Source organism: Pseudothauera nasutitermitis (assembly GCF_004801295.1).
Classification (GTDB): Bacteria; Pseudomonadota; Gammaproteobacteria; order Burkholderiales; family Rhodocyclaceae; genus Pseudothauera; species Pseudothauera nasutitermitis.
Map to the genome: position 1 here is coordinate 11679 of NZ_SSOC01000003.1, position 21220 is coordinate 32898.

Annotated in this window: 16 protein-coding genes; 11 read left to right on the top strand and 5 right to left on the bottom strand. The window is 69.8% G+C overall.

Going from position 1 to position 21220, the window contains the following annotated elements; genetic code table 11:
• Positions 1 to 203 precede the first annotated feature (203 nt).
• From fdhE to E6C76_RS07395, 3 genes are all read left to right on the top strand, one after another.
• Positions 204 to 1106 carry a formate dehydrogenase accessory protein FdhE gene (fdhE, locus tag E6C76_RS07390; RefSeq protein ID WP_168734277.1) on the top strand — a complete coding sequence of 301 codons (903 nt, stop codon included), beginning with the start codon at positions 204 to 206 and terminating at the stop codon, positions 1104 to 1106.
• Positions 1107 to 1658: 552 nt separating this feature from the next.
• Positions 1659 to 1808, top strand: coding sequence for a hypothetical protein (locus E6C76_RS22035; protein WP_168734278.1), 150 nt, complete (start codon positions 1659 to 1661; stop codon positions 1806 to 1808).
• On the top strand, positions 1808 to 2926 hold the full coding sequence (locus E6C76_RS07395) for a YeiH family protein (protein ID WP_136347625.1): 1119 nt from the start codon (positions 1808 to 1810) through the stop codon (positions 2924 to 2926). The genes E6C76_RS22035 and E6C76_RS07395 overlap by 1 nt, the downstream gene beginning before the upstream one ends.
• A gap of 54 nt (positions 2927 to 2980) precedes the next feature.
• Here the strand turns inward: E6C76_RS07395 and E6C76_RS07400 are convergent, their stop codons facing one another.
• The 3 genes from E6C76_RS07400 to E6C76_RS07410 all read right to left on the bottom strand — a co-directional run bounded on the left by E6C76_RS07400 (position 2981) and on the right by E6C76_RS07410 (position 7786).
• A complete protein-coding gene (locus E6C76_RS07400; protein ID WP_136348142.1) occupies positions 2981 to 5026 on the bottom strand; it encodes a cache domain-containing protein in 2046 nt (681 codons plus the stop codon).
• A gap of 79 nt (positions 5027 to 5105) precedes the next feature.
• Positions 5106 to 6482 carry a sigma-54-dependent transcriptional regulator gene (locus E6C76_RS07405; protein WP_408003474.1) on the bottom strand — a complete coding sequence of 459 codons (1377 nt, stop codon included), beginning with the start codon at positions 6480 to 6482 and terminating at the stop codon, positions 5106 to 5108.
• Positions 6483 to 6703: 221 nt separating this feature from the next.
• The gene (locus tag E6C76_RS07410; protein ID WP_168734279.1) at positions 6704 to 7786 is read right to left on the bottom strand and encodes a phospholipase A; all 1083 of its coding nucleotides are present in this window, start codon (positions 7784 to 7786) and stop codon (positions 6704 to 6706) included.
• A 208-nt stretch (positions 7787 to 7994) separates the two neighbouring features.
• Here E6C76_RS07410 and E6C76_RS07415 point away from each other — a divergent pair, with 208 nt between their 5' ends.
• A complete protein-coding gene (locus E6C76_RS07415) occupies positions 7995 to 9053 on the top strand; it encodes a carboxysome shell carbonic anhydrase domain-containg protein (protein WP_136347627.1) in 1059 nt (352 codons plus the stop codon).
• Between the two features lie 34 nt (positions 9054 to 9087).
• On the opposite strand, the gene E6C76_RS07420 is transcribed toward E6C76_RS07415, so the two are convergent.
• A complete protein-coding gene (locus E6C76_RS07420; RefSeq protein WP_168734280.1) occupies positions 9088 to 9672 on the bottom strand; it encodes a CBS domain-containing protein in 585 nt (194 codons plus the stop codon).
• 360 nt (positions 9673 to 10032) lie between these two features.
• Here E6C76_RS07420 and E6C76_RS07425 point away from each other — a divergent pair, with 360 nt between their 5' ends.
• From E6C76_RS07425 to E6C76_RS07455, 7 genes are all read left to right on the top strand, one after another.
• On the top strand, positions 10033 to 11031 hold the full coding sequence (locus tag E6C76_RS07425) for a helix-turn-helix transcriptional regulator (protein WP_136347629.1): 999 nt from the start codon (positions 10033 to 10035) through the stop codon (positions 11029 to 11031).
• Between the two features lie 161 nt (positions 11032 to 11192).
• Positions 11193 to 13286 (top strand): TonB-dependent receptor domain-containing protein, encoded by a 2094-nt coding sequence (locus tag E6C76_RS07430; protein WP_136347630.1) that lies wholly within the window; start codon positions 11193 to 11195, stop codon positions 13284 to 13286.
• Positions 13286 to 14437, top strand: coding sequence for an ABC transporter substrate-binding protein (locus tag E6C76_RS07435; protein ID WP_136347631.1), 1152 nt, complete (start codon positions 13286 to 13288; stop codon positions 14435 to 14437). The genes E6C76_RS07430 and E6C76_RS07435 overlap by 1 nt, the downstream gene beginning before the upstream one ends.
• Positions 14434 to 15519 (top strand): FecCD family ABC transporter permease, encoded by a 1086-nt coding sequence (locus E6C76_RS07440; RefSeq protein WP_211090152.1) that lies wholly within the window; start codon positions 14434 to 14436, stop codon positions 15517 to 15519. Before E6C76_RS07435 ends, E6C76_RS07440 begins: the two co-directional genes overlap by 4 nt.
• A gap of 4 nt (positions 15520 to 15523) precedes the next feature.
• The gene (locus E6C76_RS07445) at positions 15524 to 16324 is read left to right on the top strand and encodes an ABC transporter ATP-binding protein (protein ID WP_136347632.1); all 801 of its coding nucleotides are present in this window, start codon (positions 15524 to 15526) and stop codon (positions 16322 to 16324) included.
• Positions 16325 to 16377: 53 nt separating this feature from the next.
• Complete coding sequence (locus tag E6C76_RS07450) at positions 16378 to 17472, top strand: siderophore-interacting protein (RefSeq protein ID WP_136347633.1); 1095 nt, start codon at positions 16378 to 16380, stop codon at positions 17470 to 17472.
• A complete protein-coding gene (locus E6C76_RS07455; RefSeq protein WP_136347634.1) occupies positions 17465 to 18844 on the top strand; it encodes an MFS transporter in 1380 nt (459 codons plus the stop codon). Before E6C76_RS07450 ends, E6C76_RS07455 begins: the two co-directional genes overlap by 8 nt.
• Before the next feature lie 10 nt (positions 18845 to 18854).
• Here the strand turns inward: E6C76_RS07455 and metE are convergent, their stop codons facing one another.
• Positions 18855 to 21137: a 5-methyltetrahydropteroyltriglutamate--homocysteine S-methyltransferase gene (metE, locus tag E6C76_RS07460; RefSeq protein ID WP_136347635.1), complete on the bottom strand. Its 2283-nt coding sequence runs from the start codon at positions 21135 to 21137 to the stop codon at positions 18855 to 18857.
• Positions 21138 to 21220: the final 83 nt, after the last annotated feature.

Genomic DNA, 21220 nt, shown 5'->3' on the forward strand with positions numbered 1-21220 from the left:
CGCTACGCGAGAGAGAATCCCGGGACAAAATGTCGCGCACCGGCAGGACAAAATAACCCGTTCTTGAGTAGGGTCAAGAATGCAAAAGCCCCCATCCGCGCCGGTTTATGGGCGATCTCACCGCGGAAGACCGTCCGCACGCTTCTTGCTGTGAACGCCGGCCGCACGCCGGCGCACTTCCACCCGCAATCCCCGGATTCAGCATGACCTCCAGCCCCCCGACCCCGAATTTCACCCCCGGCCCCACGCCCAACGGGCACCTCGCCCCCCGCCCCGCCAGCCTGTTTGCCGCGCGCGCACGCCGCCTGCGCGAACTCGCGGCCGATGCCGCGCTGGCCGACTGGCTGCGCTTCGTCGCCCATCTGGCCGACGCGCAGGCCGACGTGCAGCGCCTTCTCGACGAAGACATCCGCGCGGCCGGCTGCCTGGATGCCGCCGGCCATCTCGACCTCGTCCGCCTGCCCGCCCTGCCGCTGTGGCAGCGCGCCGCCGTCCTGCTCGCCGAGCGCATCGCCGCCGTCGATAGCCCCGCCGCCGCCAAGGCCGCGCGCGCCCTGCTCGCCCTCGACGACGGCACGCGTGAAGCCCTGGCCCTGCGCGTGCTGGGCGGTGAGACGCGTGCCGAGGACCTGCACGGTGCCCCGCTGGCCTGTGCCGCGCTCGAACTGCTGGCCACCGGTGCGGCCGCGCTGGCGCGCCCGCAGATCCATACAGGCATCGGGAAAAGCTGTCCGGTGTGCGACGGCCCCGCACTCGTCGCCACGCTGGAAACCAGCGCCACCAGCGGCCTGCGCTATCTGCACTGCGCGCACTGCAACACCGCCTGGCACCACGTGCGCGCGCAATGCACGCATTGCCACGACGCGCGCGGCGTTTCCTACCAGTCGCTGGAAAAAGCAGAGGAAATCCCGCTCTGGCGTGCGGAAACCTGCGATGCCTGCCACGCCTACCTGAAGCTGTTCGACCGCACGAAGGTGCGTGAACTCGACCCGGTGGCCGACGACCTGGCCAGCCTGGAACTCGACCTTGCGCTCGGCGAGGCCGGCTACCGCCGCACCGGCGCCAACGCCTACCTGCTGCTGCTCGGCGAGCACGCCGGCGCCTGAGAGCCTGTCTACGCTCTTTTCATGGGTCCCGTTTCCCCGCCAGGCCGGTCGATGCAAGGCACAAAACGCAGTCGGGCTGGTGGCCCGGCGAGTATTTGTAACGCCGCAGCGGCCGGCCTGGCGGGGAAACCCGAAGGGCAGCCGCCCAAAGCGTTCCGCTCCGCGTTGCACGCCTTGCCAAGACATCCGGTATTGGCTGCGCCACGCGCCTTGAGCGGAACGCTTTGGGCGGCTGCGGGACCCATGAAAAGAGCGTAGACAGGCTCTGAGAAGCAGCGCGGGCGGGTATGGCCGGGGTGATCGGGCGCAGGCTTCCCGGCACCGGTCTGCGGCCTGCCGGAATCACATCGATGCTTATCTGCTTAGCGGGCTGTCGATAGCGCCTGCATAGATATACAAACACAGGATAAATTAATGAATTTATTTTGTTTTTGAGTTTCCGCGCCGGCTGGCACGATTTCATCGACCAGCGCCGGCAGCAGACCAGATTCTTCCCGGCAAGCTGATCGATGCACCGCCATAAATACATGCTGCATGTTCAGGAGAATTGCCATGAGTCAGAAAGAAGATCTGGACGCCACCGCAACGGATACCGGCCCGGGCGGCAAAGCCCTGAATGAGGATTGGCTCGCGACGATCGTGGGCCTCGCGATTCTCGCGCTGGCCCTGCTCGGCTTCATTCCCAGGGAGGTACTCTGGTAATGAGCACTCGATCCGAATCCATCGATATTGCCGAAACCGATGCGCTCGCCGAGCGCTCCCAATCCTCGGCACCCTGGTTTTTCGTGGGTCTGGCGCTCGTCCTCGCGCTCGGCCTGGCTACCCGCTTCCTGGAAAAGAACGTTCCCGTCTGGGTCGATTGGGGCTGGGTGAAGTCCGTCGAGTACCCCGTCTACGCCATCGTGCTGGGCCTCGTGGGCAGCGGCATCGTCGGCGTGCTCGGCATCCGGGAGAAGGTCGCCTCGGCGTTCCGCACCGAGTTCTTCATCAAGACCGGCCTCGTGCTGCTCGGCGCCTCCGTGCAACTGCACGTCATTGCCAGGGCCGGCGCCCTGGGTGTGGTACAGGCGGTGCTGCTCGTCTCTTCGGTGTTCTTCTTCACCTGGTGGATCGGCGGCAAGCTGAAAGTGGGCGAAAAACTCCGGGCGCTGCTCGCCGCATCGGTATCGATCTGCGGCGTGAGCGCGGCCATTGCCGCGGCCGGCGCGGTGAGGGCCACGAAGGAGCAGATTGCGTACACGGCGACGCTGGTGATCCTCTTTGCGCTGCCGTCGATCTTCCTCCTGCCATGGCTGGCCGGTCTGCTCGGCCTGAGCGGTCCGGTGGCCGGCGCCTGGATCGGGGGGAACATCGACACCACCGCGGCGGTGGCGGCGGCGGGCGCGATCGTCGGCGAAGAAGCGCTGCAGATCGCGGCCATCGTCAAGTCGGCGCAGAACGTGCTGATGGGCGTGGTCGCCGTCGCCTTGACACTCTATTTCGCCCTGTACGTGGAGAAAAAGGGACAGGACGCCACCAAGGGCGCGAGCAAGGCCTTGTGGGAGCGCTTTCCCAAGTTCGTGCTGGGCTTCATCCTGGCCTCGGCCGTGGCGACCTGGTATGTGAACGCCGGCGGCGCGAGCGCCGGCATCAGCGCTGCCAATACCCTGCGGGCCTACTTCCTGATCCTCGCATTCGTCAGCATCGGCCTGGAATTCCGGCTGACCAAGCTGCTTGCGGAAGGATGGCGCCCGATCGCGGTGTTCGGCTCGGCCACCGTGTTCAATCTGGCCATCGCGTTGCTGATCGCCTCGATCCTCTTCTCGAACTTCCAGATTTGAGTCGTCGCCGGCGCGCGGATCAGCACGACGCGCGCCGGCCTTCGCCAGCCCGGCTCAGCCGCTCTCGCGGCCGAAGAAGCGTCTGGCGAAGCCCGGCGCGCTGGGCTCTTCGTTGAACACCGGGCGGCAGCGCAGCACCACGGAGAAATGCGCGCCGCGCCCCGGCGCACTGTCCACGGCGATGTGCCCGCCGTAGCGCGTGACGATGGCGTAGCTGATCGACAGGCCCAGGCCCGTGCCGTCCTGCTTCTTGGTGGTGAAGAAGGGGTCGAAGATGCGGTCGATCAGCACCGGCGCGATGCCCTGTCCGGTGTCTTCCACTTCGATGCGCACGCCATCGACGCCCTTCTCGATTTCGGTGTCGCGCGTGCGCAGGTGCAGCGTGCCGCCTTCCGGCATGGCCTGCATGGCGTTGACGATGAGGTTGATCAGCACCTGCTGCAGTTCGCCGCGGTTGATCTCCACCGTGCGCCCCGCGTGCAGTTCCACGCGCACCTCCACGCGCGCGCGGCTCAGGTTGTGGCGGGTCAGCACCAGGCAGTCGTTGATCAGGGCGTTGACGTCCACCTCGTCGGTGTAGCCGGCGAAATCGCCCGGACGGGCGAACTGCAGCAGCTTGGCGACGATGCCGTGGATGCGCCGCACCTGCTCGTCGATGGCGCGGATCTCCTCGCGGATCGGCGCCGCGCCCGGCCCCAGCACCTCGCGCAGCAGTTCCAGGTTGCCCTGGATGACCGCCACCGGGTTGTTGATCTCGTGCGCCACCCCGGCGGTCAGTTCGCCGATGGCGGTGAGCTTCTCGTTCATCACCAGTTGCTGGCGCGCGCGGCGCAGCGTGGCGTTGGCGGTTTCCAGTTCGGCGGTGCGCGCGGCCACCATGGTGTCCAACTCGCCCGCCCAGCGCTGCAATTCGGCGCGGCGTGCCTCCAGCATGTTCAGCAGGCTGTCGAAGGTGCGCGCCAGCTGGCCGAGTTCGTCATCGCGCCCCACCAGGCCCACGCGCGCCTTTTCTTCGCCGTGCTCGATGCGCTGCATCACCGCGGCCATGCGCTCGATGGGCTGGAAGATGGAGCGCGCCCAGCGCACCGCGCCCAGCGTGCCGAGCGCGGAAACCACCAGGAAGAGCAGGAACAGGCCGCCCAGCGCGCGGTACAGCTCGCGCTGCAGCGGTTCCTGCATGAAGCCCACGTACAGCATGCCGATGCGCTCGCCGTCGCCGTCGAGCAGCGGCGAATAGCCGGAGATGTACGGCGCGTTGACCACGAAGGCCGAGCCCAGCCAGGTTTCGCCGTGCTCCAGCACCTTTTCGCGCACTGCCGCCGATACCCGCGTGCCCAGCGCGCGCGTGCCCTCGCGGAACATGCGCACGTTGGTGGCCACCCGCGTGTCACCGAGGAACAGCGTGGCCGTGCCCTGGCTGTCGAGCGGCAGCGAGGTGTCCTGGTACACCACCGCGTTGAGGCGGTCGACGATGCCCAGGTTGCGGTTGAGCATCACCCCGCCCTCCAGCACGCCGCGCAGTCCGCCCTGTTCGTCGAACACCGGCACGGCCACCTGGATCATCAGCCCGCGCTCTTCGCTCTGACGCGTATCCGGGGCGGCGTTGGGCGTGGCGATGAGCGGCAGCGTGGCACGCTCGCGCAGGGCCGGCGACAAGGCTTGCAGATGCGCCGGCGAGAACACCGCGAGCGCCTGATGCGCCTGCCCGCCGAGCGCGTCGCGCACCACCGGCCAGTCGGCGCGTTCGGCAAAGGGCGCCGGCAGCCGCACCGAGCCCGCGTCGAAACGACCGTTCTCGTCGAGCAGCACCAGATAGTCGAGCCCCTGGGCAAGCGCAGCGCCGTTCAGCAGTGCGTCCAGCGCGCCCCGGCCGCCCTCGTCGCGCTCCAGTTCGAGCGCCAGCCGGTGCGAGGCGGCGAAACCCGCCAGGCCGCCGGCCACACTTTCCTGCACGCGCTCGAAATACTGGCGCGCGGTGAGCAGATCGGAACTGACCTTGTTGACCAGCAACTGGTTGTAGCCCTGCGTGCCCCACACCCAGACGATGCCGAGCAGCACCGGCACGCCCAGCAGCAGCGGCGCGAGCACCAGCGCGAGCATGCGCGCGCGCACCGAACGCACGCCGGGAAAGCGGCGCCCGGGCGGGCGCGGCGCCGCCTCGGGGGCGGCGGCGTTCACGCTACACCGCCCATTCGGCGCACTTGCGTTCCAGCGTCTTGCGCGACACGCCGAGCAGTTCGGCCGCGCGCGTCTTGTTGCCGCCGCAGTGCTCCAGCACGGCAAGGATGTGGTGCTTTTCCACCTCGCCGAGCGGCAGCGGCGAGGCCTCCACGCGCGCTACGCCCGGTTCGGTGCGCGCGCCGGCGCCGGCCAGGCTGTCGAGCGGGAACTCGCCGAACAGCAGCGAACGCTCGATGAAGTTGCGCAGTTCGCGCACGTTGCCCGGCCACGGGTAGGCGCGCAGGCGCTCGGAAACTTCGGGACGCACCAGCAGCGGCGGCACGCCCAACTGCATGGAGAGCTGGCTCATGAACGCGGCGGCCAGCGCCGGGATGTCCTCGGCGCGCTCGCGCAGCGGCGGCACGGTCAGGGTGATGACTTCGAGGCGGTAGAACAGATCCTCGCGGAAGCGGCAGGCTTCCACCTCGGCGCGCAGGTTGCGGTTGGTGGCGGCCAGCACGCGCACATCCACCGGCACCTCGGTTTCCGAGCCGAGCGGGCGCACGCGGCGCTCTTCCAGCACGCGCAGCAGGCGCGACTGCAGGGCCAGCGGCAGTTCGCCGATCTCGTCGAGGAACAGCGTGCCGCCGTGGGCATAGTGGAACAGGCCGTTGCGCGCCTCGCGCGCGCCGGTGAACGCGCCCTTGACGTGGCCGAACAGCTCGGACTCGATCAGTTCGGCGGAGATTGCCGCGCAATTGACCGGCACGAAGGGCTTGCCGGCGCGCGGCGAACCCTGGTGCAGCGCGCGCGCCACGACTTCCTTGCCGACCCCGGATTCGCCCTGGATCAGCACGGTGGAAGGCGTGGGCGCGATGCGCTGGAGAATCTGGCGCAGGCGCGCGATGGCCGGCGAACTGCCGACCATGCCGTCGTCGCCGCGCGCGCTCTCGGCCACCTGGCGGCGCAGCAGGTAGTTCTCGCGCGACAGCCGGGTGCGCTCGGTGCAGCGCTGGATGGCGTTGGCGATCTGGTCCACGCGGAAGGGCTTGAGGATGAAGTCCGAGGCCCCGGCGCGCAGCGCGTCGATGGCGGTTTCCATGTCGGCGAAGGCAGTGATCAGGATCACGTCGCCGGCGAAACCGTCGGCCTTCAGTTCCTTCAGCCACTCGATGCCGGCCTTGCCGGGCAGCGCGATGTCCAGGACGATCAGGTCGAAATGGGTGTGCTCGAACTTCTGCGCGCCCTCTTCCGCCGAGCCGGCCAGTTCCACCGTGTAGCCGCGCAGCGCCAGCGCGCGGGACAGGAAGCTGCGCATGCCAGACTCGTCATCGACGACCAGGATGCTGCCTTCAGTCGGAGGGATTTCGCTCACCGGACGCTCCGGGGAGCGGATGCGCGCGAACGCGCGGGAGCAGGAGGCGCTTTCAGGAAGAACATGTGCTGCGTGCCGAGGGAAGTTCCGGAAACGACGGGCGAAGGCGCTGCGCACGCTGCGGTGCACCGGGCCGCGACGCGGCTCCGCAGTCTAGCAGGTCACCCCCGGCTTGGACAGGCGCGGGCGCGCCGGCGGCACGCTGGACCATGCGTCCCGCATGCGCACGGACGCTCTCCGGGCTACAGCCGGTCGGTGAGGATCAGGCCGATGCCCAGCGAGGTCTGCCGCCAGTTGTAATCGATCAGGCTCTCGCCGTAGCCGGAGAACAGGCGCACGTAGCCGCGCAGCTGGCCGGCCACGGGAAAGCTCCAGTCCGCCTCCACCGAGCCCCGGCTGTTCTTGAAGGTGCTGCGCAGCTTGACCGAATACTGGTGCTGGCCGTGGCGATACACGCCGACCAGTTCCCCGCGGCCGATGTAGTCCTCGATGTCCGGGTTGTCGTCGCGCGAACGCGATTCCGGCAGCCGCCACCACGGGCGGAACCACAGCGCCAGATCACCGACCTCCGCGCCCACTTCGACGAACATGCGGTCCCAGCTGCGCGACAGCGGATCGGAACGCCCGTTGGACTGATGCACGTAGCCCAGCCCGGCATAGCGCAGTTGCAGGCCCCCGATCTTGTGGGAAAGCGGCGCCACCCATACCACTTCCGGCTCGTAGTTGGTTTCGCGGAAGGGTCGCGAGATCGCGCCGTTGAACACCTGCCAGTTGCTCTGCTGGGTATAGCCGAACCACAGATTGCTGCCGGTGCCGCCCAGATTGCCGAGCAGCTTGGTCTTGAACGACAGCTGGAACCCGAGCTCGTTGGAGTCCAGTCGCTGATCCTCGCCCGGCGCCATGTCGAGCAGCGGGCGGAAGGGGTGGTCATTGACGCGGTTGGTGCTCTTGTAGACGACGTAGTTCTGCCGGTGCGGGCGCAGGCCGAAGGTGCCCCGGTCGGTGTCGGCGGTCAGTTCCCAGCGCGCCTGCAGGGGGCTGGTGGCCGGCGCCGCGTCGTGCACCGGATCGTCGAAGCTGGCGCTGGGCGGCTCGCCCCTGGGCTCCTCCGGCAAACGCACGGACGCCGCCACGAGTGCGCTGCCGGCGGGGCTCGCGGGCGCGGACGGCGCTGCGCGGCTGGCGAGGCGGTCGTAGCAGGCCAGCCGCGCGGCATCCTCGACGACGCGCGCGCAGGCGCCGAGGTCTTCCGGTTCCACCGCGTGGGCCGTGGCCCCCGCACAACTCAGCAACACCGCCACCAGGCCGGCCGTCCTGTTCTTCATAGAATCCCCCGCAACCTCGATCAGCCCGGCCTCGCCGGGCAGGCCATTATGGCGCGGCCGGCGTCCGGCGGACGATAAGGATTCGTGTCTGCCGGTTGCGGTACGGACCGGCTCCGGCAGACCACCCAGGCACGGACCGCGAACCCCGCCGGCAACGCCGGACCTCGGAGTACCATGCGGAACTTCGGGCGCATTGGGGGAAGGCGGGATGGCTCTGCACGAAAAACCGATCGGCGAACGCATCGACTGGCTGTTCGGCCTGGCCCGCCAGCACGCCGCCGAATTCGCCAGCCCGGAAACCCAGCTGGCCCGCGCACGCTACCTGGCCGAGCACCCCACCGCGATCATGGCACTCAAGTGCATGGACGGACGCATCAACATCGCCATCGCCACGCGCACCCCCAGAGGCATCGTGCAGCCCTTCCGCAACCTCGGCGGCATGTTCAACCTGGGCTGGCCGCATCTGGGCGAAGTGCTCGCCGAATACGTGCAGGACATCGTGCACGACGGCCGGCGCGCGCTGGCCCTGGTGACCTACCACTATTCCAAGGGCGACCCGGCGCGCGGCTGCGCCGGCTTCGCCTTCGACACCGCCGCCGCGCGCGAGCACACCTTCGCCATCCGCCGGCAGTTCGAACAGGTGTTCGGCGGCGGCCACGGCACCGTGTATCCGCTGGTATGCGGCTTCGAAACCGACGAGGAGGCGCTGGTGCTGCATGCCGATTCCGGTGAAACGCTGGACGTCGCCGCGCTGGCGCCGGACGAGGCGCCCTGGCTGCGTCAACGCCTCGCCCGGCTCTTCCCCGACATGCCGGGGCAGGTGCTCAACGACCTCGTGCCGCTGGTCGAGGGCAACCTCGCCCATGTCGCTGCGACGCGCGGGCGCCCGCGCGAGCTGGACATCGAGCACCGCGAATGGACGATCTGCCTGGGGCGTGGCTTCGATTTCCTGCACACCCCCAACCTGGCGCTGATCATCGGCCCGTACAGCCCCGATCTGGGCGATCCGGTGCGCAAGGCCGCCGGCATCATCCAGGCCAACATGGACTGCGGGCGGATTCCGCCGGACGGTTTCCTGCTGCTCGCCTCGGCGCCCTACGTCGACCCCGGCATGGACCGCGCCCGCGCGGAATTGAAGGCGCGCTTCCTGTCCGACTTCGCCGCCGGGGTGATCGCCGAAGCCCAGCCGGAACTGGCGGCGCGCATGCACGTGCATACCGCCGTGCTCGACTGGCGCACGCGCGCGCTGACGCGGCTGCCGGACTGACGCGTCCGGCACCGCGCGCAGGCCCCGGACGGCTTCACCCCGCCAGCGCCGCCTCGATCTCCGCGAAGGTGCGCGGCAGGTCGAAACCAAGCACCGGCACGCCGAGCAGGCGGCCGATGTGCGTGGCCGAGAACAGCCCGCGCACGCGCGCCAGACCGGTCACCGGGTCGGTGTCCTCGATGAGGATGTGCTGGCGGCCCAACTGCTTGAGCGCATCCAGGATGTCGGCCACCCGGGCGTTCAGCACCTCGTCCAGGTAGAGCGTGTCGATCGCGCCGATCGGCGTCATCAGGTCGCGCACCAGCAGTTCCTCGTGCTTCACGCCGCGCGCCTGGGCGACCTGGACCGGCTTCTCGCCAAGGATGTCGCGCGCGGTGATCAGTCCGGCGATACGCTCGTTGCCATCCACCACCACCAGCAGTCGCACGCCGCGCGAAATCATGTAGGCATTGGCGTCATTCACCGAAGCCTGTACCGGAATGCTCACCGCCTGCGTGCGGGAGAAATCGGTCATCGCCTCGATGGCGGGCGAATCGGCGCCGATCAGGTTGAAGCCGGCCGCGCACAGGAAGGCATCGGCCGAGAGTTTGTGGGTGCGGACATGGGTGGGCAGCGTCATTTCGGGTTTCCTCCTGCGGGTTCTCTGTCTGGTCTGTTTTATCCGTGCGCCGTGGCGGCGAAACCCCGCGGCCATTCCCGGGGCTCGCCAAGCAGTATTCGGCGAAAGCAAGCCCCCCCGCAATTAGGGTTCCATCACCCCCTCCCCGGCCTTGCACGGCGCCCGGCCCGGCGCATCGCGCGGCGGATGCGCCAAAACAACGGACCGGGGCCGCCGCACCGGTCTTGTGCAAGAACGGGCTTGCGCTCCTTGCTATCAGATCAAATAATAATGGTTATCATTAATAATTAACTCTTCCGTCGACATCGGTCCAGCCACCCCACACGACGGCCGCACGGCCCATCGGATACCCCGACCAGCATGAACTCAGCACTGAGCACGGAACACGCCCGCAATCCCCTTCTGCCGTCCGGCATGATGCGCGCTGGGGATTTTTGCGGCGGCGACTACCACTTCGTCGGCGTGCGCATGCCGCCGGACGAGCCGGTGCTCGCCGGACGCGTGTTCCGCCTGGGCGCGCAGGAAGGACTCGAGGTGCATTGCACGCAGAACTGTGATCTGCGCGATCTGCGCTCCCGGGTCTCGGCGGCGCCCGGCCTGCGCGTCACCGTGCTGCTGGCCGGCAACGTGGATGTCTCCTTCGGCGCCCGCCACGTCGATCTGGCGGCGGGACGGCAGCAGCCCTGCCCGCGCGGCATGATGGTCGGCACCACGCATCTGGAAACCTTCGAGCGGCGCTGGCAGCGCGGCAAGCACGAACGCAAGGTGAGCCTGTTCCTGTCCTCGGACTGGCTGCAGCGCCAGGGATTGGGCGACGCGGAGACGGACCCCGGGGTGCGCGACTTCCTCGGCCGCCATCTGGCGGTCCAGCCCTGGCAGCCCTCGCCGCGCGCCGTCGCGCTGGCCGAGCAACTGCTGCAGCTGACCGCCGGCCCGGCGCCGGTGGGCAGGCTGCTGATCAGCAGCCGGGCCATCGAACTGGCGCACGAGGCCCTGAGCAACCTGGCCGGCCAGGGCGGGCACACCAGTCTGCCGCCGCGCGAGCACCAGCGCCTGGCGCGCCTGCGCGAATTCCTCTCCAGCGACGAGGCGCTGGATCTCAGCCTGGACGACATCGCCCGCTGGGCCGGACTCAGCGCCAGCGCGCTGCAGCGCCATTTCCGCGCGGCCTACGGCACCTCGATCGCCGAATTCCGCCGCGACGCCCGCCTGCACAAGGCGCGCATCGACCTGGAACAGCGCGGCCTGAGCGTGGCCCAGGCCGCCTACGCGGCGGGCTACAACAGCGCCGCCAACTTCGCCACCGCCTTCAAGCGCCGCTTCGGCCTGTCCCCCAAGCTGGTGCGCGCGCGCATCTGACGATCGCGCGCGCCGCGCAAACATCCGCGCGTTTCCGGCAAACCACGGAGGTGGAGCTGGGTGCTGAAATCACCCGCTGAAGCACGCAGGCAGGTGCCGCGTGCTGCCGAGCCCTCCGTCGCCGCTGCGCGACTCCACCGCACCCGAAGGTCACTATCGCCATGAAATCCGCCGCCACTCCAGCGTTCCCGCGCCGCCGCGCCTCCAGCCCGCTCTCCATCCGCATCCTGGCCGCCATCGGCATGCTGGCCGGCGCCACGTGCGCGCACGCCCAGAACGACGGCGTGCTGAGCGAGGTGGTGGTCACCGCCAGCGGCAAGCAGCAGATGGTCAAGGACGCGCCGGCGTCGATCTCCGTCATCACCCGCGAGGAACTCGACAAGCTGCCGGTGAGCAGCGCGGCCGATGCGATCAACCGTCTGGAAGGGGTGAGCGTGCATGGCGACAGCCCGAATTCCGCCGATATCTCGATCCGCGGCATGCCTGGCGAATACACGCTGATCCTGGTGGACGGCAAACGGCAGAACACCCGCGAGACCATGAACCGCGGCACCGGCGGCGTACAGGCCAACTTCCTGCCGCCGCTCGACGCCATCGAGCGCATCGAGGTGGTGCGCGGCCCTATGGGCACGCTGTACGGCGCCGACGCGATGGGCGGCGTGGTCAACATCATCACCCGCAAGGTGCCCTCCGAGTGGCACGGCTCGGTCACCCTGTCCGCGACCCGGCAGGAGCATTCCGAGCTCGGCGACAGCCGCCAGGCCGATTTCTGGGTGGGCGGGCCGATCAAGGCCGACGCGCTCGGCCTGCAGATCTATGGCCAGTACCTGCGCCGCTACGAAGACGACATCTACTACGCCCGCCCGTACGTCAGCGGCGCCCATGGCCTGCGCGACCGTTCCATCGGCGCCAAGCTCAGCGCCAAGCTGAGCGACCGCCAGGACCTCACCCTGGACCTGGGCACCGAGACCTTCAGCCATCTGCGCGAGCCGGGCCACTCCATCGCGGCCACCGCGGCGGCCACCGAAACCCGCCACAGCCGCGACCACTTCGCCCTCACCCACGAGGGGCGCTGGTCCTTCGGCAACTCCCGCGTGGCGCTCAGCCAGGAGATCGGCAAGCAGGTCGATTACACCAACGGCGCGCGCAACGTGGCCCGCCCGGAAGTGACCAACACCGTGCTCGACGGCCAGCTCTCGCTGCCCTTCACGCGCCACCTGCTGCGCCTCGGCGCCCAGTACCAGCGCGGCAGCGTCAGCGGCATCAGCCAGCAGGACGCCATCCCCGGCTTCCCGACGGCCAACGTGGACAAGGTGGACATCGATTCGTGGGCCCTGTCGGTGGAGGACGACTTCTTCCTCAACGAGCGCTTCACGCTGACCGCCGGCGCCCGCCTCGACCACCACGACCTCTACGGCTCGCACTGGTCGCCGCGCCTGTATGGCGTGTACCAGCTCGACGACGCATGGACCCTGCGCGGCGGCATCGCCAGCGGCTTCAAGGCGCCCACGCTGCGCCAGAGCGTGGCGGGCTACTGCATGACCACCGGCGGCAACACGCCCAGCCGCGGCAACCTGTGCGGCAACCCCAACCTCGATCCGGAAACCAGCCTGACCCAGGAATTCGGCGTGGCCTGGCAGTGGGCGCCGCGCGCCAGCCTCAGCGCCACGGTGTTCAACAACGACTTCAAGAACAAGGTGGCCAGCTACGACACCGGCGTGGTCGATCCGCGCATGCCGTCCCGCACCATCTATATCTACGACAACATCGACAACGTCACCATCCGCGGCCTGGAAGTGGCGCTGAATTTCCCGCTCACCCGCACGCTGAGCTTCGACGGCAACTACACCTACGTGAAGTCCAAGCGCGAGGGCGGCGGCGAATTCTCCTTCGACAACAGTTCGCTCGACGGCAAGCCGCTGGACAAGACGCCCGAGCACATGGTCAAGGCGCAGCTCGACTGGACCCCCGGCGACGCCTTCTCCGCCTACCTGCGCGCCAACTACTACGGCAAGTCGTACTGGGCCGGTTTCCGCAACGGCGCGATGAACGTGCGCGAGCGCCCGGCCTCGGCCACGCTGGACGTCGGCGGGCAGTACAACTTCAGTTCCGCGCTGAAGCTCAAGTTCGCCCTGCTCAACGTCACCGACCGCATGGTCGCGGTGGACGACCGCACGCGCGCCACCGGGCTGGACGGCAACTGGCTGCAGGACGAAGGCCGCCGCCTGTGGGTCGCGCTGAACGCGAGCTTCTGATGGGCGCAGGCCGCTTTTCCGTGGCATTGCGCGCCGGCCTGATCGGCCTGCTGTCCGCGCTGTCGCTGGGGGCAAGCCCCGCGGCGGCGGAGGTGGCGGTGACCGACCAGGCCGGCCGCCGCGTGGTGCTGGCGCAGCCCGCCCAGCGCATCGTGCTGACCGACACGACGGACTTCATTTCGCTCGCCCTGATCGACGACCGCCCGGCACAGCGCCTGGTGGCGTGGAACCGCTGGCGCCTGGACGCGGACACGCTGGGCGCACTGCGCGCGGCCGACCCCGCCTTCGACGACATCCTGCAGCTCAGCGTCGATGATCCGAACAACTTCCCGCTCGAACGCGTCATCGCCCTGCAGCCCGACCTGGTGGTGCTGCATCCGCGCTTCAACGCCGCCGAACAGCTGATCCGCCGGCTGGAAGCGGCCGGCATCGGCGTGGCGGTGCTGCGCCTGACGCCCAGCTTCCGCACCGCCGAACCGCTGGAAGGCCTGCAGCAGCTCGGCGTGCTGATCGGCCGCAGCGAACAGGCCGAAGCCTACGTGCGCTTCTTCCAGGCACGCCTCGAGCGCATCCGCGAACGCGCCGCCACCGTCCGCCAGCGTCCCACCGTGCTGCTCGAACCGCACGCGGGCAGCGCCGCCTGTTGCTCGTCGGTGGGGCGTGGCGAGAGCATCGGCGACCTCGTCACCCATGCCGGCGGCCGGCACATCGGCGAGGACGTGCTGCCCGGCATGTTCGGCCAGTTGAGCCTGGAATACGTGCTCGACCAGGCACCGGAGGTGTACATCGGCGTGGGCGGCGCCTACCTCGCCGAACGCGGCGGACTGGTGCTCGGCGTGCGCACCACGCCGGACGCCGCGCAGGCCTCGCTGGGCCGCGCGCTGGCGCGCAAGGGCATGTCCGGCGTGCGCGCGGTGGAGGACGGCCGCGCCCACGGCATCTGGTTCCCGCTCACCGGCGGCCTGAGCATCGTCGCCCTCGAAGTGGTCGCCAAGTGGGTGCTGCCCGAGCTGTACGCCGACATCGACCCGCAGGCCACGCTGGACGAGATCAACACCCGCTTCCTCGCCACCCCGCTGCGCGGCACCTTCTGGACCAACGCGCCGGGGCAGCCCGCCGGCTTTCCCGCCCCCGCGCGGAGCACCCGATGACGCACGCGGACGGGAACAAACCGGCCGCCACGGTCTCGGCAGCCGGGCTGCGCACCCTGGGCGACTACCGCCGGCTGATGTGGCGGCGCCGCGCGCTGGTGGCCCTGCTGGTGGCGATCGCCCTGGCCAGCGCGCTCACCGACTTCGTCAGCGGCCCTTCGTCGCTCGGCTTCGCGGACGCCCTGCGCGGACTGCTCGACCCGGCCTCCCTGGGGCACGGACAACGCGTGATCCTGTGGGACGTGCGCCTGCCCATCGCCGTGCTGGCGATCCTAGTGGGCATGGCGCTGGCGCTCGCCGGCATGGAAATGCAGACCATCCTGGGCAACCCGCTGGCCGAACCGTTCACCCTCGGCGTATCGTCCTCGGCGGCGCTCGGCGCCGCGCTCGCCATCGTGCTCGGGGTGGGCGTTCCAGGGGTTGATCTGTCCTGGCTGGTGCCCGCCAACGCCTTCGTGTTCGCGCTCGGCGCGCTGCTGCTCCTGCAGGTGCTCGCGCGCACCCACCACGCCGGGCCGGAAACCCTGGTGCTGTTCGGCATCACCATCGGCTTCGCCGCAGGCGCCTTGCTCTCCCTGCTGCAGTTCGTCGCCAGCGAGGACGCCCTGCAGCAGTTGGTGTTCTGGACCATGGGCAGCCTGGCGCGCGCCGACTGGCCCAGCGTCGGCCTGCTGGCCGCCGTGCTGGCCGTGACCCTGCCCTTTTCCTGGCGCGCCGCGCGCCGCCTCACCGCGCTGCGCCTGGGCGACGACCGCGCGCGCAGCTTCGGCGTCAACGTGGACCGCCTGCGCCTGTGGGCGCTGGTGCGCGCCAGCCTGCTGGCCGCGACGGCGGTGGCGCTGGTCGGCACCATCGGCTTCGTCGGCCTGGTCGGCCCGCACATGGCGCGCCTGCTGGTCGGCGAGGACCACCGCTTCCTGCTGCCGGCCAGCGTGCTGTGCGGCGCGCTGCTGATGTCGCTGGCCTCGGTGATCAGCAAGACGCTGGTGCCCGGCGTGCTGGTGCCGGTGGGCATCGCCACCTCGCTGGTCGGCCTGCCGGTGTTCCTCGCGCTGATCACCCGGCGCCACCGGCGGAGATGAATCCATGAACCCTTCGCACTCCGGCCCGGCGCTGGAAATCCAGCATCTCACCGTGTCCTACCGCAACCGCGCGGTGTTGAGCGACCTCAGCCTGCCGCCGCTGCTGCCCGGCCAACTGGTGGCCCTGGTGGGCCCCAACGCCACCGGCAAATCCACCCTGCTGCGCGCGCTCGCGCAACTGGTGCCGGCCAGCGGCCAGATACGCTGGGACGGCCAGGACCTGCTCGCCCTGTCCAGTGCCGCGCTGGCGCGCACCATCGGCTACATGCCGCAGAGCCTGCCGGAAACCGCCGCGCTGAACGTGCTGGAAGTCACCCTGACCGCCATGCAGGCGCAGAACCTGCCCGCCAGCGCGGAACAGCTCGCCGCCATGGCGGTGCTCGAACGCCTGGGCATCGACGACCTGGCCCTGCGGCGCCTGGACCAGCTCTCCGGCGGCCAGCGCCAGGTGGCTGCGCTGGCCCAGGCCATCGCGCGCGATTCGCCCATCCTGCTGCTCGACGAACCCACCAGTGCGCTCGACCTGCGCCACCAGTGGCGGGTGATGAACACCGTGCGCAGGCTGGCCGACGACGGCCATCTGGTCATCGCGGTGCTGCACGACCTGGCGCTGGCCGCGCAATGGGCCGACCGCATCCTGGTGCTGGATCGCGGCCGCCTGCACGCCTGCGGCACGCCGCAGACGGCCATCACCCCGGACATGCTGCGCACCGTGTACCGCGTGGACGCGCGCGTGCAGCGCTGCGAGCGCGGCCGCACGGTGGTGCTCATCGACGGCCCGGCCGAAGAAACGCCGCGGGCCTGAGCCTGCTGAACCCGCTGAATCCAATCTCCCTCCCGACCGAGGAACGTTTCACCATGACCCAGCTTTCCGCGCAGGCGCACATCCGCCTGCCTGCCCCCGAAGACACCCTCACCCGCCTGGGCGAGCACGTGCGCGAACACGGCTTCCAGTTTCAGCGCGAAGGGGCCGACTGGACGCTCTCCGTGGACGGCGGATGCGTACGCATCCGTGTCGACGGCGAACAGCTCGACATCCGCGCCGAGGCCGCCACGCTGGAAGCCCTGCACGACCTCCAGGTCACGGTGGTCAGCCACCTGCAGGAGTTCTCCGCCGGCGCCGGCGAAATCCGCTGGCGGGGCGACGGCAGCCAGTTGCGCGAACCGCCGGCCTTCCGCGTGCTGCGGGTCACCGCCGTGCGCGACCTCACCCCACGCATGCGCCGCATCACGCTGGCCGGCGAGCGCCTCGAACGCTATGCCGCCCTGGGCAACCTGCACTGCAAGCTGCTGCTGCCGCAGCCGGGCGACACGGAGCCGGAATGGCCGACGCTGGCGGCCAACGGCCTGCCGCGCATGCCGGAGGGCGACAAGCGGCTGGACGTGCGCACCTACACCATCCGCCACATCGACCCGGCGGCCGGCACGCTGGACATCGACATGGTGCTGCACGAACCTTCCGGCCCCGGTGGCAGCTGGGCGCAGCGCGCCCGCCCCGGCGATCTGGTGGGCATGCGCGGGCCGGGCGGGCTGGGCGCGCGCGAGGCCGACTGGTATCTGCTCGCCGGCGACGAAACCGCGCTGCCCGCCATCGCGCGCATCCTGGAAAACCTGCCGGCCGAAGCGCGCGGCGTGGCGCTGATCGAAACCCAGGACGACAGCGGCAGGCTGAACCTGCGCGCGCCCGCCGGCATCGCCGTGCGCTGGCTGCTGCGCGGCACGCACGCGCCCGGCACCACCGCGCTGCTGCCGGACGCCGTGCGCGCGGTGGACTGGCCGGCGCCCGGCACGCGGTGGTTCGTCTGGGCCGGGCTGGAGTTCGACGCCTTCCGCGCGGTGCGCGAGTACGTGCGCAAGGAACGCGGGCTCACCGCCGCCGAACATCTGGTGGTGGCCTACTGGCGGCGCGGGCGCAGCGAAACCGAGTTCAAGCACGCGCCCGAAAGTGACTGAGCCGCCCGCTTCCAGGGCGGAGGAATCCGCCCGCCCCGCGCCGGCCGGCGCGCTCCGCCCTGAATCGGTGGCCGAGTCCTGTCCCGGGCCGGGCGACGCGGCCCGGCCCGCACGGCACCTGTCGCGCCTCGCCCGTTTCGCGGTGGATATCTCCCCGCTGCGCGCCAGCCCGGCCTTCCGCCTGCTCTACCTGGCGCGCGGCGTGGCGCTGATGGTGTATGCCATCAACGCCGTCGCGGTGGCCTGGCAGGTGTATGGCCTGACGCAATCCTCCCTGCACGTGGCGCTGGTCGGCTTCTGCCTGGCCGGCGGGCAGCTCGCCGGGCTGGTGTTCGGCGGCCGCCTGGCCGACCGGCACGACCGCCGCGCGCTGATGGTCGGCAGCCGCATCGCCTACGTCGGCGTGATCGCCCTGCTGTTCGGCAACGCGCTGCTGCCGCAGCCCCAGCTCGGCCTGATCTACCTGGCGGCGCTGGCCGGCGGGTTCACCGGCGGCATCGGCGCGCCCGCGCTGCTGGCCGCGCTGCCCGCCGTGGTCGAACGCCAACAGCTCGCCGCCGCCGGCGCGCTGAGCGCGATTGCCGCGCAACTCGCCGCATTGATCGGCCCGGTCCTCGCCGGTGCGCTGATCGCCGGCACGGGGCTGGCCGGCTGCTACGCCGTGGTGCTGGCGGCCTCGGCGCTCACCCCGCTGCTGCTCGCACGCCTGCCCCGCATCAAACCCGCACAAGCGGATGCCCGGCCGGCCCCGGAGAACACCGGCGTGCTCGCCGAATGGCGCGACGGGCTGCGCTTCATCCGCCGCAGCCCGATGATCGCCGCCATGCTGTGGCTGGACCTGATCGCCAGCCTGCTGGCGATGCCCTTCGTGCTGCTGCCGCAGATCGCCAGCGAAACGCTGGGCGGCGACGCGGCCCTGGTCGGCGTGCTGCACGCGGCGCCGGCACTGGGCGCGCTGCTGGCCGCGCTGTGCTCCGGGTGGACGCGCAGTCTGCAGCACCCCGGCCGCCTGCTGGCGGCCATGGCGGTGCTGTGGGGCCTGGCGGTGGCCGCCGCCGGCCTGGCCGGCAGCCTGTGGGCCATGCTGGCCTGCCTGGCGCTCGCCGGCATCGCCGACACGGTGGGCGACATCGTGCGCGGCGCACTGCTCCAGCAGCACACGCCGGACGCGCTGCGCGGGCGCGTGTCGGCCTTCTGGCTGGTGCAATCCACGTTGGGGCCAGCCCTCGGCGGCCTGCAGATGGGCTACGTGGCGCGCCGCTTCACGGTATCGACGGCGCTGCTGGCCGGCGGCGCGGCCTGTACGCTGGGCAGCGCGGCCGCCTGGGCAGCGCTGCCGGCACTGCGGCGAAGATCCGCCCCGCCCTCGTAAAACACCCGCTTCAGACCGCAGCGCGCAGCGCCCTGGCAGCAGCCACCATGTTGGTCAGTGCCGGAATCACCTCCGCCCATTGACGGGTCTTCAGCCCGCAGTCGGGATTCACCCACAGGCGCTCGGCCGGAATGCGCTCGGCGGCCTTGCGCATCAGTTGCACGATGTGCGCCTGCGTGGGGATGTTGGGCGAGTGGATGTCGTACACGCCGGGGCCGATCTCGTTGGGGTACTGGAAGTTCTCGAACGCGTCGAGCAGCTCCATGTCGGAGCGCGAGGTCTCGATGGTGATTACGTCCGCGTCCATGCCGGCGATGGACTCGATGATGTCGTTGAACTCGGAGTAGCACATGTGGGTGTGGATCTGGGTTTCGTCGCGCACGCCGTTGGCGGTGATGCGGAAGGATTCCACTGCCCAGTCGAGGTATTCCTTCCACTGCGCGCGGCGCAGCGGCAGCCCTTCGCGCAGCGCGGCCTCGTCGATCTGGATCACGCGCACGCCAGCCTTCTCCAGGTCCAGCACTTCCTCGCGGGTCGCCAGGGCGAGCTGTTTGCACGAGGCCGAACGCGGCTGGTCGTCGCGCACGAAGGACCAGTTGAGGATGGTCACCGGGCCGGTGAGCATGCCCTTCATCGGCTTCGCGGTGAGCGACTGGGCGTAGGTGATCCACTCCACGGTCATCGGGTGCGGGCGGCTGATGTCGCCGAACAGGATGGGCGGCTTGACGCAGCGCGAGCCGTAGGACTGCACCCAGCCGAACTGGCTGAAGGCGTAGCCGTCGAGCTGTTCGCCGAAGTATTCCACCATGTCGTTGCGCTCGGCCTCGCCGTGCACCAGCACGTCCAGCCCCAGCGCTTCCTGCTCGCGCACGGCGCGGGCGATCTCGGCCTGCATGGCCGCCTTGTAGGCGGCGGCGTCCAGCCGGCCGGCCTTGAACCCGGCGCGCGCCTGGCGGATTTCGGCGGTCTGCGGGAAGGAGCCGATGGTGGTGGTCGGGTAGGCCGGCAGTTGCAGCCGTTCGGCCTGCTTGGGCGCACGTTTGGCGTAGCTGCTTTCGCGCATGCCCAGGTGGGCGTCGATGCGCGCCACCGCGGCCTGCACCTTGGGGTTGTGCACGCGCGGCGAGCTGCGCCGGGCGGCCAAGTCGGCCTGGTTGGCGGCCAGTGCATCGGCGACCGCGCCGCGCCCTTCGCGCAATGCGGCGGCGAGCACCTCGAGTTCGCCGAGCTTCTGCAGCGCGAAGGCCAGCCAGGACTTCAGTTCCGGGTCCAGCTTGTGTTCGCTGGAGAGATCCACCGGCACGTGCAGCAGCGAGCACGACGGCGCGATCCACAGGCGGTCGCCCAGGCGTTCGGCCAGCGGCTCCAGCCAGTCGAGCACGGCGGCAAGGTCCGTCTTCCAGATGTTGCGGCCGTTGATCACGCCCAGCGACAGCACCTTGTGCGAGGGCAGCAGGCCGATCAGCGGCAGCACGTCGTCGCGCCCGTTGATCGCATCCACGTGCAGCCCGGCCACCGGCAGGTTGGCGGCGAGGTACTGGTTTTCCGCCAGTTGGCCGAAATAGGTCGCCAGCAGCAGCTTGACGCGGCTGCTCTTCAGGTGGTGGTAGGCGGTGTTGAAGGCATGTTGCCAGTCGGCATCCAGTTCGGTGACCAGGATGGGCTCGTCGATCTGCACCCACTCCACGCCCTGCGCGGCCAGGGTCTCCAGCAGTTCGGCATACACCGGCAGCAGGCGCTGCAGCAGGTCCAGCCGGTTGCTGCCGTCCTTGGCCTTGCCGATCGCCAGATAGGTCACCGGGCCGACGATCACCGGCTTGGCGCGCACGCCCTGCGCCCTGGCTTCGGCGAGCTGCGCCAGCAGGCGCGAGGCGTCCAGGCGGAATTCGGTGGCGGCGGTGAATTCCGGGACGATGTAGTGGTAGTTGGTGTCGAACCACTTAGTCATCTCGCCGGCGGCCACGCCGCCGCAGCACGCGGCGTGCGACTCGGCAGACCTGCCCCGTGCCACGCGGAAAGTGTTGTCCAGCGCATCGCCGTGGAAGCCCTGCACGCGCTCGGGCAGGTTGCCCAGCGTGAAGCTCATGTCGAGCACCTGGTCGTAGAACGAGAAATCGCCCACCGGCACCAGATCCAGCCCGGCTTGCGCCTGCCAGTGGCGTTGGCGCAGCGCGGCGCCGGCCGATTTCAGCTCGTCTAGGGAGGATTCGCCCTTCCAGTAGGATTCGAGGGCGAACTTGAGTTCGCGCTTGGCGCCGATGCGCGGAAAGCCGAGGTTGTGCGTGAGTGCCATGAGGATTGCGGATAACAGTTGGTCGTGGCGCCATCCTAGGGCGCATCAGCCATGAATAAAAATGGTATTGTTTCATCCATCCA

Excerpts from the sequence above, each read along its gene's own strand:
- fdhE (WP_168734277.1), top strand. The coding sequence starts at position 204 with ATGACCTCCAGCCCCCCGACCCCGAATTTCACCCCCGGCCCCACGCCC.
- E6C76_RS22035 (WP_168734278.1), top strand. The coding sequence starts at position 1,659 with ATGAGTCAGAAAGAAGATCTGGACGCCACCGCAACGGATACCGGCCCG.
- E6C76_RS07395 (WP_136347625.1), top strand. The coding sequence starts at position 1,808 with ATGAGCACTCGATCCGAATCCATCGATATTGCCGAAACCGATGCGCTC.
- E6C76_RS07400 (WP_136348142.1), bottom strand. The coding sequence starts at position 5,026 with ATGCTCGCGCTGGTGCTCGCGCCGCTGCTGCTGGGCGTGCCGGTGCTG.
- E6C76_RS07410 (WP_168734279.1), bottom strand. The coding sequence starts at position 7,786 with ATGAAGAACAGGACGGCCGGCCTGGTGGCGGTGTTGCTGAGTTGTGCG.
- E6C76_RS07415 (WP_136347627.1), top strand. The coding sequence starts at position 7,995 with ATGGCTCTGCACGAAAAACCGATCGGCGAACGCATCGACTGGCTGTTC.
- E6C76_RS07420 (WP_168734280.1), bottom strand. The coding sequence starts at position 9,672 with ATGACGCTGCCCACCCATGTCCGCACCCACAAACTCTCGGCCGATGCC.
- E6C76_RS07425 (WP_136347629.1), top strand. The coding sequence starts at position 10,033 with ATGAACTCAGCACTGAGCACGGAACACGCCCGCAATCCCCTTCTGCCG.
- E6C76_RS07430 (WP_136347630.1), top strand. The coding sequence starts at position 11,193 with ATGAAATCCGCCGCCACTCCAGCGTTCCCGCGCCGCCGCGCCTCCAGC.
- E6C76_RS07435 (WP_136347631.1), top strand. The coding sequence starts at position 13,286 with ATGGGCGCAGGCCGCTTTTCCGTGGCATTGCGCGCCGGCCTGATCGGC.
- E6C76_RS07440 (WP_211090152.1), top strand. The coding sequence starts at position 14,434 with ATGACGCACGCGGACGGGAACAAACCGGCCGCCACGGTCTCGGCAGCC.
- E6C76_RS07445 (WP_136347632.1), top strand. The coding sequence starts at position 15,524 with ATGAACCCTTCGCACTCCGGCCCGGCGCTGGAAATCCAGCATCTCACC.
- E6C76_RS07450 (WP_136347633.1), top strand. The coding sequence starts at position 16,378 with ATGACCCAGCTTTCCGCGCAGGCGCACATCCGCCTGCCTGCCCCCGAA.
- metE (WP_136347635.1), bottom strand. The coding sequence starts at position 21,137 with ATGGCACTCACGCACAACCTCGGCTTTCCGCGCATCGGCGCCAAGCGC.